Source organism: Aquiflexum gelatinilyticum (genome assembly GCF_024813435.1).
Lineage (GTDB): Bacteria > Bacteroidota > Bacteroidia > Cytophagales > Cyclobacteriaceae > Cognataquiflexum > Cognataquiflexum gelatinilyticum.
Genome location: NZ_JANAEZ010000006.1, coordinates 213,532 through 229,282 on the forward strand (window position 1 = coordinate 213,532; position 15,751 = coordinate 229,282).

General features: G+C 41.6%; 16 protein-coding genes. 8 read left to right on the plus strand and 8 right to left on the minus strand.

The annotated features are described in order from the left end of the window. Position 1 precedes the first annotated feature (1 nt). Entirely contained in the window at positions 2 to 1,237 is a 1,236-nt protein-coding gene (locus NK987_RS14625) for an exo-alpha-sialidase (RefSeq protein ID WP_259264448.1), read from the plus strand. A gap of 238 nt (positions 1,238 to 1,475) precedes the next feature. Here NK987_RS14625 and rlmH read toward each other — a convergent pair whose 3' ends face one another. Further along, on the minus strand, positions 1,476 to 1,949 hold the full coding sequence (gene rlmH, locus NK987_RS14630) for a 23S rRNA (pseudouridine(1915)-N(3))-methyltransferase RlmH (protein ID WP_258424128.1): 474 nt from the start codon (positions 1,947 to 1,949) through the stop codon (positions 1,476 to 1,478). 373 nt (positions 1,950 to 2,322) lie between these two features. Here rlmH and NK987_RS14635 point away from each other — a divergent pair, with 373 nt between their 5' ends. After that, a complete protein-coding gene (locus NK987_RS14635; protein WP_258424127.1) occupies positions 2,323 to 2,823 on the plus strand; it encodes a fasciclin domain-containing protein in 501 nt (166 codons plus the stop codon). Positions 2,824 to 3,054: 231 nt separating this feature from the next. Here the strand turns inward: NK987_RS14635 and NK987_RS14640 are convergent, their stop codons facing one another. Continuing rightward, entirely contained in the window at positions 3,055 to 3,570 is a 516-nt protein-coding gene (locus NK987_RS14640; protein ID WP_259264449.1) for a YcxB family protein, read from the minus strand. A gap of 168 nt (positions 3,571 to 3,738) precedes the next feature. On the opposite strand from NK987_RS14640, the gene NK987_RS14645 reads away from it, so the two are divergent. Beyond that, positions 3,739 to 3,969 (plus strand): hypothetical protein, encoded by a 231-nt coding sequence (locus NK987_RS14645; RefSeq protein WP_258424125.1) that lies wholly within the window; start codon positions 3,739 to 3,741, stop codon positions 3,967 to 3,969. On the opposite strand, the gene NK987_RS14650 is transcribed toward NK987_RS14645, so the two are convergent. After that, positions 3,970 to 4,389, minus strand: a complete 420-nt coding sequence (locus NK987_RS14650; protein WP_259264450.1) for a Fur family transcriptional regulator — start codon at positions 4,387 to 4,389, stop codon at positions 3,970 to 3,972. 196 nt (positions 4,390 to 4,585) lie between these two features. Further along, positions 4,586 to 7,114 carry a zinc-dependent metalloprotease gene (locus NK987_RS14655; protein WP_259264451.1) on the minus strand — a complete coding sequence of 843 codons (2,529 nt, stop codon included), beginning with the start codon at positions 7,112 to 7,114 and terminating at the stop codon, positions 4,586 to 4,588. Positions 7,115 to 7,238: 124 nt separating this feature from the next. Here NK987_RS14655 and NK987_RS14660 point away from each other — a divergent pair, with 124 nt between their 5' ends. Next, positions 7,239 to 8,351, plus strand: coding sequence for an NAD(P)/FAD-dependent oxidoreductase (locus NK987_RS14660; RefSeq protein WP_258424122.1), 1,113 nt, complete (start codon positions 7,239 to 7,241; stop codon positions 8,349 to 8,351). Between the two features lie 127 nt (positions 8,352 to 8,478). Here the strand turns inward: NK987_RS14660 and NK987_RS14665 are convergent, their stop codons facing one another. Further along, a complete protein-coding gene (locus tag NK987_RS14665) occupies positions 8,479 to 9,372 on the minus strand; it encodes a UbiA family prenyltransferase (RefSeq protein WP_259264452.1) in 894 nt (297 codons plus the stop codon). Positions 9,373 to 9,461: 89 nt separating this feature from the next. Between NK987_RS14665 and NK987_RS14670 the strand changes: the two genes are divergently transcribed. The 3 genes from NK987_RS14670 to NK987_RS14680 are packed head-to-tail and all read left to right on the plus strand — an operon-like array spanning position 9,462 to position 12,136. Next, positions 9,462 to 10,538 carry a type III polyketide synthase gene (locus NK987_RS14670; RefSeq protein WP_258424120.1) on the plus strand — a complete coding sequence of 359 codons (1,077 nt, stop codon included), beginning with the start codon at positions 9,462 to 9,464 and terminating at the stop codon, positions 10,536 to 10,538. Then, positions 10,538 to 11,245, plus strand: a complete 708-nt coding sequence (locus NK987_RS14675) for a methyltransferase domain-containing protein (RefSeq protein ID WP_259264453.1) — start codon at positions 10,538 to 10,540, stop codon at positions 11,243 to 11,245. The genes NK987_RS14670 and NK987_RS14675 overlap by 1 nt, the downstream gene beginning before the upstream one ends. Positions 11,246 to 11,287: 42 nt before the next feature. Then, entirely contained in the window at positions 11,288 to 12,136 is an 849-nt protein-coding gene (locus tag NK987_RS14680; RefSeq protein ID WP_259264454.1) for a mechanosensitive ion channel family protein, read from the plus strand. A gap of 70 nt (positions 12,137 to 12,206) precedes the next feature. Here NK987_RS14680 and NK987_RS14685 read toward each other — a convergent pair whose 3' ends face one another. The 3 genes from NK987_RS14685 to NK987_RS14695 are packed head-to-tail and all read right to left on the minus strand — an operon-like array spanning position 12,207 to position 13,738. Continuing rightward, positions 12,207 to 13,046 (minus strand): hypothetical protein, encoded by an 840-nt coding sequence (locus NK987_RS14685; RefSeq protein WP_259264455.1) that lies wholly within the window; start codon positions 13,044 to 13,046, stop codon positions 12,207 to 12,209. A gap of 46 nt (positions 13,047 to 13,092) precedes the next feature. Further along, a complete protein-coding gene (locus NK987_RS14690) occupies positions 13,093 to 13,278 on the minus strand; it encodes a hypothetical protein (protein WP_258424116.1) in 186 nt (61 codons plus the stop codon). A 13-nt stretch (positions 13,279 to 13,291) separates the two neighbouring features. After that, positions 13,292 to 13,738 (minus strand): hypothetical protein, encoded by a 447-nt coding sequence (locus NK987_RS14695; RefSeq protein ID WP_259264456.1) that lies wholly within the window; start codon positions 13,736 to 13,738, stop codon positions 13,292 to 13,294. Positions 13,739 to 13,926: 188 nt separating this feature from the next. Between NK987_RS14695 and NK987_RS14700 the strand changes: the two genes are divergently transcribed. Further along, complete coding sequence (locus NK987_RS14700) at positions 13,927 to 15,684, plus strand: MutS-related protein (protein ID WP_259264457.1); 1,758 nt, start codon at positions 13,927 to 13,929, stop codon at positions 15,682 to 15,684. Positions 15,685 to 15,751 lie beyond the last annotated feature (67 nt).

Here is a 15,751-nt window from a genome sequence, read left to right on the forward strand (position 1 = left end):
AATGAATAAAAGAAACAAAAATCAAATAATTGCATTGGGCTTCCTCTTGGGGACAGCCCTTTTTTCTTGTGGGCAAAAAAAGCAGGAAACCATTGCGCCTTTTGTTGAAATAGTAGAAGAATTGTCTTCTGAAAACGCCCATATCGAAGAACCGTATCTTTTTACTTCTCCCCAAGGCGAAACCTATCTTTCTTGGATTGAAAAATATGATTCCATCAATATTTTTAAATTCTCCAAGTTGGAAGGGGAAACTTTTTCCCCCGAAACCACCATTGCCCAAGGAACAGATTGGTTTGTAAACTGGGCGGATTATCCACAGATGTCAGCTTTTGCAGACGGGACGTTGGTCGCTGCATTCTTGCAGAAAAGCGGAGAAGGAACCTTTGCATATGATGTCCGGATCACTATTTCCAAAGATGGGAAGCAATGGTCCGAACCCTTTGTCCTCCACGATGACAAGACCCAAACAGAACATGGCTTTGTTTCCATGGTTCCTTGGGGAGAAAATATGCTCGTCAGTTGGTTGGATGGGAGGAATACCGGAGGTGGAGGCCACGACCATAGCCATGACCACGGTCACCATGGTCAGATGACGGTCAGGGCAGCAGTATTGGATACTGATGGGAATAAAATAGACGAATGGGAATTGGACAACAGGGTTTGTGATTGCTGTCAGACGACCGCGACGATGACCGAGGAAGGTCCCGTGGTGATCTTCAGAGACAGGTCCGAAACAGAAATCAGGGATTTGGGAATTGCAAAATTTGAAAACGGAAATTGGAAGGAAACGGCACCGGTTTATATGGATTTGTGGGAAATAGCCGCCTGTCCCGTCAACGGCCCTAGAGTCTCTGCCTTGGGAAATCAGGTTGCTGTGGCTTGGTACACAGGTGCAAAGGACAATCCTGAAGTGAAAGTTTCCTTTTCCGAGGACAATGGAAAGTCCTTTGAAACGCCTACCAAAATCGACCTTGGGCAAACCCTTGGACGGGTGGACATTGAAATGATAGCCCAAGACAAAGCGATGGTATGTTGGATGGAAGAGGGAAAGATTCTTGTCAGGTCAGTAGATTCCTCCGGAAAATTGGGCAATCCTATCCAAGTGGCTACCTCATCCGACAAAAGAAGCAGTGGTTTTCCCCAAATGACCAATAACGGAAATTCCCTTTGGTTTGCTTGGACGGATGATTCCGGGGATTTAAAGAGGGTTAAGGTTGCGAAAATGGAGGATATTTGATGGCTTGATGTCCGATTCAATCTATGACGTCACTCTGAGTGTAGCGAAGAGTCTTTTTTATTTAGGGATCTTTCTCCCGTACAGCTGTCGGGATCGTACCTCTGATTCAAGATGACGCTACACCAATCGTCATTCCCCAATTTCTTTAATCTTACGTCTTACGTCTTATGTCTCGATTCTCGTCTCTTGCTTCTTATCCCCCTGCCAATCTCACGTCTCATATCTCTTGTCTCACGTCTTATTGATGGTGATAAGGTTCATTCTTCAGGATCGTAAAAGCCCGATACAGTTGTTCCACAAAAAATACCCTGACCATTTGGTGGGAAAAGGTCATTTTGGAAAGGGAGATTTTGCCGTTTGCCCTTTGGTACACTTCAGCTGAAAATCCATAAGGGCCGCCGATGACGAAGATCAATTGCTTCAAACCTGTATTCATTTTCTTTTGGAGGTATTCCGAAAAATCCACTGACGAATATTGCTTTCCCTGTTCATCGAGCAGCACCAACTCATCTGAAGTCTGGACTTTTTTCAGGATCAGTTCTCCTTCTTTTTCCTTTTGGGAAGCTTCACTGAGATTTTTGGAGTTTTTTAGATCGGGTATGATTTCCAACTCGAACTTGATATAAAAACCCAAGCGCTTGCTATATTCCTCCACAAGGGACTGAATGGCTGCATGGTCTGTTTTGCCGACGGCGATAAGTCTGATCTGCATCCTGCAAAATAATTAAAGCTTAACCGAATAATCTGAATTTTGGAAATAATTGTGATGAAGGATTTGTGTTAAGGTGGAAGGGCAGGTTGGATAATTGGAAAGCTAATGAAAAATCAGATTCTCATCTCCTGCTTTTCCATTAGAACAATACTTTCCCAAACCCCACTTCAGAATTTTTCTGCGCCAGTCAGCGCAATCTGCGGGAGCTACGATTTGATACCGTCCAAATAAATCATTTCTATAAACAGCCATTTTTTGTAAACAAACGGTCGTATGCCGTACGTCAAAATCTCTTAACATAATTTCACAAGTATTTGAAAAACAATAGGATAGGCTTTGGACTTTATATTGCCTAACCAAAACTATTGTTACCATGAAAAAATTATTTGCCATTGCGATGTTGTTCACATTCTTTTTAACTTCATCCTTCACATTGAACAAAAATGCCACTTTGAACCCGGAAGCAGATATCGTTGATCTTGCGGTTCAGACCGAATTCCTTTCCACCTTGGTAGCCGCTGTCAAAGCCGGTGACTTGGTCGGTGTCCTGAAGGGTGATGGCCCTTTTACAGTTTTTGCTCCTACAAATGAGGCTTTCGCTAAACTTCCTGCGGGAACAGTGGAAAATCTTTTGAAGCCTGAAAACAAAGCCCAATTGGTTGCGGTATTGACTTACCACGTAGTTCCGGGAAAAGTCTATTCCAAAGACCTCAAAAACGGAATGAAGGCTAAAACTGCCCAAGGTTCTGAAGTAACCATCACTTTGAAAGACGGAAAGGCCATGGTTAACAATGCCACTGTAACGACAGCTGACATCGAAGCTTCCAATGGTGTGGTTCACGTGATTGACACGGTGATCCTTCCGAAAATGTAACAAGTCAACTGACCACGGTCGACAGACGACAGCCACTTTAATTGAAATCAATTCTTCAAATCCAAAGTGGCAGATTTTAAAAATCAAGACAAAAAAGGCCTGATTCAAACCTAATCAGGCCTTTTCGTTTTACTATTTATTTATCTTTTTTTCTTGATTCAAATCATATGAATCCAAGTTCTGAGTGCAGATGAAGGGGCCATGGACAGTGGACTGTGGTCTGTGGTCTATTTACTTTTTCCCTTCCGCTGTTGCTATTTTTCCTGAAGATTGTTCAGGCAGATATCCTTTTCTTCTAAGAATTGCCTCCATAAATTTCCTTTCATTCTCCGTGTTGAAAATTTTGAAAGGAAGGTATATGAATTGGGCTTTGGACATGGTCAGGATATAGGCTTCTTTGGTCAGGTCCACTTTTTTGATCAGATCCCATTTGATGGGCATTCCCTGTTGGACATTGAGCTTCATCAATATCTGCCTACTGTCAATCTCGTAGGACATTTTTTCAAAGATGACCTTGTTCTGTTCCATTTGGGTGACGCCTGCAAATTGGATAACCCAAAAAAGCCAATATAAGGCATAAGCCAAAATGGCCATGCTGATCCACCACCAAGAGGCAATCCAAAAATAACCGCAACCTATAGCAATGGCGATCAGCACCACCCACCACTGTTCCTTCAAAATATTGGTAAGTCCAAGCTTGATATAGGTACTTGTTTCTAATTGATATTTTTTTGTTTTGACTATCATTACTTCATTTTTTTCGTGCGCAAATATCTAATGATATCCCTTATTTCACAAGCTAAACAAGAAACCAATTCATTTTTTTAAAAATTCTTAAATCAATATTGTCTTTGATGAGTTAATTGATTGACTTCTACATGGTTTTGTAGTAAATTGATTCAAATTTCATTGAATATGAGTAGCTTGATAGTTGATTTGGTCTTATGTGGAGTTGCCTATGTGGTACTGATTTATTTTGTAGCGACCATGACCAAGTCAAATTTGGGGCGAAATTCAGACAGCAGTGATGATGGAGATGGTGGTGTTGAGGATTTTACTCCTCCTAAAATTGACTTGCCTCCCGGTGTAATTTGGCCAACTGATTCACCTACAAAAAAATCCCCCCGGGAACCTCTAGAAGTTTGATCAGTTGCATTTGTCGCAGACTCCCTGGATCAAAAGACTTACTTCTTTATTGATATATCCTTTGGGAAGAGTGATTTTTGGCAAACTCAATTCTTCTATACAAATGGTCCTTCCACATTTTTCGCATTTGAAATGAACGTGTTCGTGGTCATGACTTTGCTCACCGGCATGTGAATGTGAACACAAAGCATATTTGGTGGCGCCGCTGTCATCAAGGACTTTATGGACCAGGTCATTGTCCAAAAAGGTCTTCAAAGTCCTGTATATTGTCACCCTGTCGAAATCCTTTTGCAACACTTCCTCCAAATCTGAATGGGAAAGAGCCATTTGCCTTTCCAAGAAAGTTTTTAATACTTCCTGTCTACAATTTGTAATCCGCAGGTTGTGTTCCTGAAGAATCTGAAGTGGGCTGTGGGACATCGTTTTAAAATATGTTTGGGTAAAAATAGGGACTTAGGACCATAACACAAAAAAAGGCCAAACTTGTTCAGCTTGGCCTTTTCTCTAGATTATTTATTATCCATTTTTATTCTTGTTACTTCAATACTAAAGAAATGATGGTTTTTGAACCAATATCCATCAATATCAAATATCAATTAATATAAATTCAGACCTCTTACTTTGGATCCAGGATTTTATTGATTCGATCCAAAGCATCTTCCAAATGGAGTTTGGAAAGTCTGTCTGAGGTTCTTGGAATCGCAGCGGTAATCTGTCTTTGTAGGGTTTTCAGTTCACCCCTTGCCATCGGTCTGATGTCGGATTGGGAAGCGTTGATCTGCGGACCAAGAAAAGCCCTGAACTGTGCAGGAAGGTTCGGTTCGTTACCGGTGAGCAACAATTCCAAGCGCTCTATATGCGCCCTTTGAAGACTTCTTCTGTGCACATCAATGGTTTTTCCGCTAGGTAATTCTGTCCATATTCCTCCACGGAGGTCATCAAACAGCTCCACCATGGTGTAGGCGTTTTTACCGTTTAGGGCTTCATTTTCGATCATTCTTCCAAGTCTACCCCATTCCAGGATTCCGTTCAAAGTGGTGACTTGCACGCCACGGATTCTTTCCAATGCCCCAAAATCACCTGTTCTTTCAATGATTTTTTCATCCATCAGCCAAGTCGGAGTTGCAAAAAGCTCCTTGTTGATAAATTGGACGGCTCGTTTTTGCTTGTTTTTGTCAGTGTGGACATATACAGGTTCATCCTGTCCTGCTGATTTATAGAATTCATATACACCACCTACATTGGTTCTGATATGCCCCATGTATCTGTTGTATTGGCCGATGACCTGACCATACATTTCATTGAGGTCACTGTAATCTTTGAATGGCTTGTCTTCCTCAGCAGTCCATTTAGCCAGGTTAGGCAAGATGATTTTCAGATTTTTGATACCATAATCAGAAGCTTTCATCGCGTCATCACCCAAGTCCTCACTTTGACTGCTTGGATCATAACTGTTTCCCTGACGGCCAAATCGGTAAACCGGGTCTCCTTGCTTTGCCAAAATCCATTTGTCCAAAGTCGGTTGCTCTTCTTCTGGAGTCTTGGCTTCCAAAATCGGCCTATAACCCCATGCAATGGAATACTTGTCATAGGGTCCCACATCAGGCATCAAGCTGACATTTGCATCTCCCGGTTGAGCGATGTAGTTGAATCTCGCATAATCCATGATAGAAGGGGCGGTTCCAAATTCTTTGGTGAAAGTAGCTGAACGCAAAGAATCCACAGGATAGGCATGTGAAGAGGCAAAGTTGTGTGGTAGACCCAAAGTATGTCCCACTTCGTGCGAGGACACAAAGCGAATCAATCTGCCCATAGTTTCTTCTCTGAAATTGACTCCTCTTGCCTCAGGATTGACTGCTGCGGTTTGGATAAAGAACCAGTTTCTGAGTAGGTTCATCACATTGTGATACCAACCGATATCTGATTCAATGATCTCTCCCGATCGGGGATCGGACACGTGGGGACCATATGCATTTTGAATATCCGAGGCAAAATACCTGATGACAGAATACCTTGCATCCTCAGGACTCCAATCAGGATCTTCTTCTTTGGTAGGTGCGTCTTTGGCTAGAATGGCGTTTTTGAATCCGGCTTCCTCAAAAGCCTTCTGCCAATCTTCAATTCCTTGTTTTAGATAAGGTCTCCATCTTTCAGGTGTAGCAGGATCTATATAAAACACGATCGGTTTCTTTGGTTCTACCAATTCACCTCTCTTGAACTTCTCATAATCTTCCTCTTTCACTTCCAATCTCCAACGGTCAAGGAAAGTCCTTCTAGCAGCCTTTTGTTGGTCGAGTCCATAATCTACCACCGAGCGGCTAAACCAACCCACACGTCGATCAGACAGACGCTGCATCATCGGTTCTTCCGGCAACAATACCATAGAGGAATTCATTTCCACAGTAATCAATCCTGTGCTTGCATTGGAAGGTGGTTCGGTAGCGGCATAGGTCATGACATACCTTGCTTCGATATTGATCGGATAGGTGCTGATGCGCTCGATGTAGGAGCGCTCGTTGTCCAACCGGGTTACTTTGTATTCGGTTCTCCTGTTTCTAGGCAAACCGATTGCTTGAACGTCTTTTGAAAAAAGATCTGTCACCTCGATGACCACACCATTTTTGTCAGTTGCTTTTGCTTTGACGTCAAATTTCTGAAGAATAGGCTCTAAGTTAGAGCTTTTTACTGCAGTAAAAATTGGTAAAGAGTCAGCAGCAGTATTGCTGTAAGAAACCACTTTCAGTAGCACATTATCGCCGTTTTGATCCCATCTGACGAGCAAAGTGTTGGTTCTTTCACCTCCATAGCCGATTCCGTCTGCAGTCTTGGCAATTGTCGTGACGATGAGCATTTCTCTTCCGATGAGCGAATCAGGGATTTCGTAAAAATACTTGCCATCCAATTCATGGACTTTAAATAATCCATCTTTGGATTTGGCTTTATCAGTTATGACCTCTTCGTATGGCTTTGGTCCTGACTTTGGAGATGCCGGTCTTGCAGGAGCGGTTGCAGCCGCAGGAGGGGCATTTTTGGAATTTTTTTTCTTTTTCTTTTGGCCAAATGCTTCGTCACCGACGAAGATCATTCCGATCAAAAGAAGAAACGTCAATCCCTTTCGTAAATACATTTGGGTAAACTTCTTCATGTGTTATGTAGTTGACTTGATAATTAACTTTTGAAATTAACCCGTAATTCAGGGCTTTTCTTAAATTCAAAAGCCGAAATTTGATAAACGGCAATTCATTCCATTTAAAAGGCGCGACGGTTTTATGCAGCATTCAGAAATTATCATAATTGGTGGAGGCTTGGGGGGATTGATTGCTGCACACCAATTGGCGAAAAACGGAAGGGAGGTTTTGCTCATTGAAAAAAAATCTTACCCCTTTCACCGTGTCTGCGGAGAATATATTTCCAATGAAGTCAGGGATTTTTTGGTCGGTGAAAACCTTTTTCCCGAGGAAATAGGACCTTCTGACATCAATAAGTTTCAGCTGAGTTCAATCAAGGGAAACGTGGCCAATATGCCCTTGGACCTTGGAGGATTTGGTATCAGCAGGTATGCGTTTGATTTGTTTTTATACCAAAAAGCATCAGCAGCAGGGGTAAAATTCATGCTTCAGACCCAGGTGGAGGAAGTTGGATTTGAGTCAAAAGAAAACAGGTTTTTTCTCAAACTCAATAAAGGCAATTCCCTGTCTGCCAACCATGTCATCGGGGCTTTTGGCAAAAGGTCCAAAGTGGACAAAGCCATGGACAGGCCTTTTATGCATCAGCGCAGCCCGTTTATCGGTGTCAAATACCACATCAAAACGGACTTTGATCCGGATACTGTCGCCCTGCATAATTTTGAGGGGGGATATTGTGGCCTCAACCAAGTGGAAAAAGGGATTTTTAATCTTTGTTATTTGGGTTCAAAAGAGCAACTCCGACATTATGGAAGTATTCCTGAAATGGAAAAAGAGGTACTCCACAAAAATCCACATCTCAGGCAAATTTTTAAATACAGTGAATTCCTTTTTGACAAACCGGAAGTCATCAACGAGATCAATTTTTCACCAAAACAGCCGGTGGAAGACCACATCCTGATGGTCGGTGATGCGGCAGGTTTGATTACTCCGCTCTGCGGCAATGGCATGGCGATCGCGATCCACACAGGCAAATTGGCTGCTGAAGCCATTCTTCTTAACAAGGAGAGAATTCAGATAGAAAGCCAATACCGCAGCCAATGGGACCGTATTTTCAAAACCAGATTGTGGATCGGCAGAAAAGTGCAGTGGCTTTTTGGGTCAAAAGCAGTTTCAGAATTTTCAGTAGGACTGATCAAAAACTCTTCTTTTTTGGCTAAGGAGATTATGAAAAGGACACATGGGGAAGGATTTTAAATCAAAGCTTTGGGTGTTAGAAATGACATTAGTTAACCAACTGTCTTTCTTCATCCAAATTGATTTTGAGATATTGAAGATATTGATTTTAAAACCAATGTATCGTTTTGATTTAAAATTAGAGAAACTAACCTATAGCCTGCAAAATCTGCGTATTCTCTAAGAAATACCAGGCAAAGAAGATATTCAATGCAATGGCAGATATCCTGTTCATCCACATGGTCCAGGTATAATTGGTGTATTTTTGTTCATCCTTCTGCACAAAAGAAAACCAGACCATAAAAAACAAAATCACCGGAAGCATGGCGCCTAGGAATCCATAAAAGGCGCTTTCCTGATTCCTGCTTAGGAAAAACCAGCTGAAGCAGATACCCGTCACCAAAAACCAGACGCTTGAAAAAACAAACGTTCCTTTTTTGCCCAGTTTCAGACTCAGCGTGATATCCCCTCTTTTGGCATCTTCTTCGTGTTGGTAGACTTGCGTCAGAGGATAAGAACCCCACAGCATCAGACTGGACAGCAAGCCCGGAATCAAGACGTGGCTTTTGGTAAAAACCTCCCAACCAAAATCACTCAATCCCGCATAAGCCATGCAGAAAGTGAAGCATCCCTGAAAGAACCCTGCTACCACCCAACTTACATAGGCATACTTTTTGAGTCTGATGGAGGGATGGCTGTAAGCCATGGACACAAGGCTATAGACAAGCAGCATGCTGCTGAATTGCCAATTGATCATCAAACCAAGCGCCAGGGAAACCAAAAAAAACACCAAAGAAAGAAAATAAAGCCCTTTGGTGACTTTGGGCGGGTTGCGCAGACCGCCGATACTTTTTTCGTCTTTGTCAAAATAAGAATTGTAACCATTGCTCGAAGGGTAAAGAAAGAAGTGCAAAGCTACCAGTACAATCAGCATCCTTTCGGGATTGTGGTTGGGGGTAAAAGCCAGAGCAAAAATGAATATCGGAAGGAGATAGAAGGAAAATGGAATTCTGAGGTGTTTCCAACTTGATAGTTTAAACATAAATAAATTTAGATTTTTAACTTTTAGGGTAAGGGATGGTTATCTTTCAGGTATCCCAAGTTAGAAAAAATAAGTGTAACTTAAATTTAATGAACAACCACATCGTAAGCATTGGCACAGCCAACCCAGGAAATCCTGTTCCCCAATTTCAGATCGGGGAATTTATGAAAATGGCCCATGGCTTGGATACTCAGGAATCAAGGAAATTAAATTTTGTATACCGGCAAACGGGAATAGAAAATAGATTCAGCGTGATTGAAGACTTCAATTTTGTCAATCCCGAAAAATTCAGCTTTTTTCCGAAAAACAAGGAATTGGAACCCTTTCCCTCCACCAAAATGAGGATGGGACTTTTTGAAAAATCAGCTTTAACTCTTGCAACAAGAGCCGTTGATGATTGCCTTTCCAAAACCCATATCCAAGCCAAGGAAATCACACATTTGATTTTGGTCTCCTGCACAGGCATGTTTGCGCCTGGCCTGGACCTGGAGATCATCCACGCCCTCGGTTTCCGAAATGACGTTGAGCGGTATGCCATCCATTTTATGGGTTGCTATGCGGCTTTCAATGCAATCAAGTTGGCAGACCGCATCTGTGATAGCGATCCCGGTGCCAAGGTGCTTGTACTCGCAATCGAGCTTTGTACCATTCATTTTCAGAAGGACTACACGGAGGACAATCTTTTGGCAAATGCCATTTTCGGTGATGGCGCTGCGGCGGCATTGGTGAGACGCCAACCGGTCGGATTGAAGATCAAAAAATACCATAGCCGGGTTTTCAAAGAAGGCGAAAGCGACATGGCTTGGTCTATCGGGGATTTTGGTTTCGAAATGAGGCTGAGCAAATATGTTCCTGATCTGTTGTACAAAGGCTTGAATGAGATCCTTGGCTACTTAGAGGAAGTTTTTCAACTGTCAAAAATCAAAAATTTTGCAATCCATCCGGGCGGAAAACAGATTTTACAGAAAGTGGAAAATGCCTTCCAAATCACACCTGAACAGAATTTACACTCCCATGAAATTTTGAAAGCTTTTGGAAACATGTCCTCGGCGACCATTTTATTTGTTTTGAAAAAATGGCTCCTAGACCCGGAATCCAATGGAGATATTTTGGCAATGGGATTTGGACCGGGGCTTACCTTGGAAACCCTTTTATTGGAAAAGTAATGGGAAAGTTCGATCAGCGCTGCTATGATAAAGAGATCATGGATGACTTAGAAGTCGGAGGAGAAATCCTTAGGCAGACTTTGCGCGAGCTCCGTACCATCAACAGATTTTTGGGCGGCAACTATGTGACTACTTCAGGACTGGAGATTCTTTTGGACCGTGACAAAAACCGCAAATATACCATCGCCGATATCGGTTGTGGCGGCGGCGACATGCTGCGTGTTATGGCAGATTGGGCTTCAAAGAATGGATATGACTGCCAGTTTGTAGGAATCGATGCCAATGACCATACGGTCGCTATGGCAAAAGAGAATTTAAAAAATTATCCTAATGTCAGTTTTTTGACTCAGAATGTGTTTGACAGGGAGTTTGAAAACATCAAAGTGGACGTTTTTACCTGTACACTTTTTACACATCATTTTACCGATGAGGAACTAATTGTGCTTACAAGGGTTTTTAATAAGGGCGCATCTTTGGGTTTGGTCATCAATGACCTCCATCGCCATCCTTTGGCTTATTACAGCATCCGGTTTTTGACTGCTTTATTTTCCAAATCCCCCATGGTCCAAAATGATGGACCGCTTTCAGTTCTAAGGGGTTTTTCAAGAAAAGATATCAAGCATATTTTACAAAAAGCCGGGGTTGGACCTTTTCAGATCCAATGGAATTGGGCATTCAGATGGAGGGTAATTTGCAGATTCACTTAAATTTGGCCTTAAATTCATTTTACAAACCCTAATTAAATACGAATGGAAGAGTACGGAATTGACTTAAAAACTTTGGACCTTATCAAACAGCAGGCAGTTGACCTTGCTTTTTCTGTTGGACCGAAACTGATTCTCGGTCTTATCATTTACCTAGTAGGTAAGTATCTGATCAATTTGGTTCAGAAAATAATGAGTAAAGCATTTGAAAAGTCAGAGGTGGATCCTTCACTTGCTACTTTTCTGAAAAGTTTTGCAAAAGCCATTCTTTGGGTTTTGTTACTGATCAGCATTGCGACCACTATGGGAGTGGAGATGACTTCTTTTGTTGCGATACTGGGTGCGGCAGGTTTGGCAGTAGGTTTGGCATTACAGGGTTCCTTGGCCAATTTTGCAGGTGGGGTTTTGATCCTAATGTTTAAGCCATTTAAAGTTGGAGACACCGTGGAAGCACAGGGGACTACCGGGGAAGTGGAGAGTATTGACATCCTTTACACCAAAATCAAAAATTTTGACAATAAATTGGTGACAGTTCCAAATGGGATTTTGGCGAATAACCTGATCATAAATTACTCCCAAAAATCCACCCGAAGGGTAGATATGAAAGTGGGAATTGCCTATGGGACGGACATCAAAAAAGCGAGAAAAATTATTCTTGAAGTATTGAACAAAGACGAAAGGATACACAAAGAACCAGAATCGGTGGTATACTTTGGTAATTTCGGGGACAATTCTCTTGACCTTACCATCAGATGTTGGACAGATACTGAAAACCTTTGGCCGGTTTTTTGGGAAAACATGGAAGCAATCAAAGAGGCATTGGAGTTTAATGAGATAAGTATCCCTTTTCCCCAAAGAGATGTCCATCATTTTTATCCTGAAGGAAAGGAATAAAGAAAGGCCGGATTTCCGGCCTTTCTTTATTTGATTTAAAAATGATAATTGACTGTATTCCATCGGCTTCTCAGTCGAATTTCACTGATACTGTTTTTTCATTGTGGGTAACTGAAGCAATTCGGTCACATTCACCATCCCCATAATCGATGCGGAATTTAGATTCCGAGTTTAATGTCAGGTCAACTATACCGGAAGATGGAATCCAATTTCCCTTATCGGTACATTCCTGGTTGAATACCAATTTTTGATCTATCAGAGACATAAACGGTATACCAAGTCTCGTAACTCCACCGGCACCTCCCGTCACTTCTAATTTAAATCCGCGATCAGCATTTGGCAAGAAAAGTTTTTTGAGGTATTCACCTTCCATTGTTGCGAATGTGCCATCAGGCCATGTGACCTTGCCATCAAAGATTACCGTTTCAAAAAGGAAGTATTTGTCATCAGCGTTAAAACCACGATGGATAAGTTTTCGGCGACCTTGAATTTTGAGACCATTGACTTCATAGCCATCAAATGCCAAGGTGATTTCTGTTCCTGACTCAAAGGACAACGCAGAAAAATACACCATGATCTTTCCTTTTCGTTTGATTCCTTTGGGGCTCGTACATCCTTCTCCAAAGTTGATAACAATTGACTTGTTGTTTGGATAAAAATCGACTTTGGTAGTCGAACAGTAATCGCTTTCCAGGCCGAGTTGAGTTCTCAAACCTAGACCGTTGCTTTGCATCGCAGACAAGGTAAAAAAGTCTGCTTCATCAAAAGCGGCATTAACTTGAGCCTCTTCATTGAGGACAGCGGTGTCCTGCTGAGGCAAAAGTTCTTCTGTTTTTTCACAAGAAAACATCAAAAAGATAATTCCTAGGGCAAACAGGAAAGTAGGGATTTGTGGGTGATTTACTTTCATGTGGATTAAGTTTTATCCTGAAAGTAACGCAAAAAAAATTAATAGGTTAATCAGTTTTAGGGAAATTTTTTGAAGAAATTTTATTCTTATCACCTGAATTTGAGGCACATCCAATATTCTTGGTAAGAGATACATTTTCCGGTATACCACCAAAACCGTCTGAAAAATCCCATTCGTCAGCCAAAGTCTCTTTTTGGTTTTTTGGTCTTTTAACCTTTTTTTCCTTTGCCATAATTTATCTGGCTTTAATTTGAAATTTCCGCATCCAAAAGGATGAAATTCAATTCGTCGATATCCGAATCGTTGAGTTTAAGTTTTCCTTTAATGGTAATGATTTCGTCCACATTGATTCTTTTGGCGGGTTTTTTCGTCAAATATGCCACCACGATGCTTTCAGGTCCTGCTCCACCGCAAAAGAAACATTCTGCATTGGGGAATTTTGATAAAACAGCATAATTGGAAGTGACCATATCCAATGGAATGTAAAAACCAGTCACCGAGACTTCTTTCCCCTCCATTGCTTTCAACTCATCCGGAAAAATCGGATATAGGAAATACATCCCAAATTCCCTGTTCAGCTTTTCCACAAACCTTGTTTTGGAAAACATGCCCCACATATCCAAAGGCTTCTGCTGCGCACTTGCTCCGACCACCAAAATGACCAAGGCCACAATCATCAATTTTTTCATCATCCTGTTTTTGTGCTCTAAATGTAAGAAGACTCCGGGGTTAACGGAGTCGTCTGTCAACCACCATTATTCTAATGAAGAGAACAATACAAGAATAATATGGTTCAAAGGTAGAGATTTTCATCTTAAATGCAACAATATTGCAAATATAAATTTTTAGCCCACAGAGATTCTTTTGGTATCTTTAGGCCATGGATATTGCATACGTTTCGCAGGATATTTTGGATTTGCTTGCCAAAGCAAAAAGAAAAGGGATCGTACTTTCTTTGGTCAGGTTGTCAGTTTTTTTTGTGATGGCTGCAGCTTTTATTGTTGGCGTTACGGACAAGCCGTTATTTCTAATGCTGTTTTTGCTGTCACTGGCAGGGTTCATCTACCTGATTTTATTGTTCAACCAAAACCGGGATGAAACTGCTTTTTTGACCGAATTGGCCAAAATGGAAGAGGAGAAAGTGAAAAGATCCTCTCGAAGCCTTCAGGGATTTGATGCCGGAGCCGAATTCATAGACAAAGCCCATCCTTTTACCAGTGACCTTGATATTTTTGGAAGCCATTCTTTGTTCCAATTGTTCAACCACACCGTCAATATGGGAGGAAAAGCAAAGTTGGCTTCTTGGCTTCAGTCCCAAATGAATCCTGAACTCGCCACCCAAAGGTCCGGTGCAGTCCGGGAACTGAGCCGGCAGCCTAAGTTTGTTTCTGATTTTGAAGCAACCGGCAGGGCATTTATCAAAGAAGAAAAGTCCAAAGCAGGTTTTTATACATGGCTCAGGCAACCTGGAAGCTGGCGGTCTTTTTACTATTTACCCCTGGTACTTGGGCCGATAGGTGGAAGTATCCTGCTTTTTTTGGCAGCAGTGGGAATGATTCCTCCTGTGTGGATTGGGGCATGGATCGTTTTGGGTATCTTTTCCCTGAAATTGGTTTTCAAACCACTTCAGGAAGCATCCAAAGTTTTTCCAAATCAAGGAGATATCAAGTCTTTTGGAAAATGGGCTTTGATGATTGAGCAATCGGACTTTACCGATCCGTATTTGAATTCACTTAAAGAACCTATCAAAAATGATAGTTTTGTTGCTTCTGAAGTTTTGAAATCCTTGGAACAAAAGGCTTTTATGATACAAAACAGGGCTAACTTGATGTTTGTGATTTTCAACCTGGTTTTTTGGATAGACTTTTTCCTCATTTGGAGAGCGGAAATCTGGCGGAAGAAATTCGGAAAACATATCGCTGATTGGGAAGAAGTATTTGATACTTGGCAAGCCTTGGTTTCCTTGGCTTCATTTACCTATGAAGAACAAAATCTTTCTTCTCCTACCTGGTCAAGGGAAAAAATCATTGAAGCAAAAAACCTAAGGCACCCTCTTATCCCCAAAGACAAGGCTGTGGGTAATGATTTTTCATTGGCTGAAAATACCAAAACCATACTCCTCACAGGATCAAACATGTCCGGGAAAACAACATTTATGCGCACCTTGGGGATCAATATGGTCATGGTAAATGTTGGGTTGAGTCCAATGGCTGAGGCCTTTATCCTCGGGCCATTTCAGTTGTTTACCAGCATGCGAAATGCTGATAACCTAGGAGAGAGTGTCAGTTCATTTTATGCTGAGCTTGCAAGGATTAAACAACTTTTGTCCAAAGCTGAAGCTGGGGGAACTGTTTTTTTTCTCTTGGATGAAATTCTTAAAGGAACCAATACTGCAGATAGAATTATGGGAAGCGAAGCCTTGATCAGGCAACTAGCCGCAAGCAATTGTAAGGGAATCATTTCAACCCATGACATAGAGCTCAGCCAACTTGATAGCAGTTTTTCATTCCTTGTCAACAAGAGTTTTCACAGTGAAATAATGGATGACAAAATCCATTTTGATTACAAACTCAAACCCGGTCCCTGCCCTAGTTTCAATGCCCACAAATTGATGGAGTTGATGGGTATTAAGTTCTAAACAATAAGGTTGTGGCACGATAGTTGATTTATTGGCCTATAAATCAATTATTTAACTAAACCAAGAA

Coding starts and splice junctions, on each gene's coding strand:
- NK987_RS14625 (WP_259264448.1), top strand. CDS start 2: ATGAATAAAAGAAACAAAAATCAAATAATTGCATTGGGCTTCCTCTTG.
- rlmH (WP_258424128.1), bottom strand. CDS start 1,949: ATGCAGATCAGACTTATCGCCGTCGGCAAAACAGACCATGCAGCCATT.
- NK987_RS14635 (WP_258424127.1), top strand. CDS start 2,323: ATGAAAAAATTATTTGCCATTGCGATGTTGTTCACATTCTTTTTAACT.
- NK987_RS14640 (WP_259264449.1), bottom strand. CDS start 3,570: ATGATAGTCAAAACAAAAAAATATCAATTAGAAACAAGTACCTATATC.
- NK987_RS14645 (WP_258424125.1), top strand. CDS start 3,739: ATGAGTAGCTTGATAGTTGATTTGGTCTTATGTGGAGTTGCCTATGTG.
- NK987_RS14650 (WP_259264450.1), bottom strand. CDS start 4,389: ATGTCCCACAGCCCACTTCAGATTCTTCAGGAACACAACCTGCGGATT.
- NK987_RS14655 (WP_259264451.1), bottom strand. CDS start 7,114: ATGAAGAAGTTTACCCAAATGTATTTACGAAAGGGATTGACGTTTCTT.
- NK987_RS14660 (WP_258424122.1), top strand. CDS start 7,239: ATGCAGCATTCAGAAATTATCATAATTGGTGGAGGCTTGGGGGGATTG.
- NK987_RS14665 (WP_259264452.1), bottom strand. CDS start 9,372: ATGTTTAAACTATCAAGTTGGAAACACCTCAGAATTCCATTTTCCTTC.
- NK987_RS14670 (WP_258424120.1), top strand. CDS start 9,462: ATGAACAACCACATCGTAAGCATTGGCACAGCCAACCCAGGAAATCCT.
- NK987_RS14675 (WP_259264453.1), top strand. CDS start 10,538: ATGGGAAAGTTCGATCAGCGCTGCTATGATAAAGAGATCATGGATGAC.
- NK987_RS14680 (WP_259264454.1), top strand. CDS start 11,288: ATGGAAGAGTACGGAATTGACTTAAAAACTTTGGACCTTATCAAACAG.
- NK987_RS14685 (WP_259264455.1), bottom strand. CDS start 13,046: ATGAAAGTAAATCACCCACAAATCCCTACTTTCCTGTTTGCCCTAGGA.
- NK987_RS14690 (WP_258424116.1), bottom strand. CDS start 13,278: ATGGCAAAGGAAAAAAAGGTTAAAAGACCAAAAAACCAAAAAGAGACT.
- NK987_RS14695 (WP_259264456.1), bottom strand. CDS start 13,738: ATGATGAAAAAATTGATGATTGTGGCCTTGGTCATTTTGGTGGTCGGA.
- NK987_RS14700 (WP_259264457.1), top strand. CDS start 13,927: ATGGATATTGCATACGTTTCGCAGGATATTTTGGATTTGCTTGCCAAA.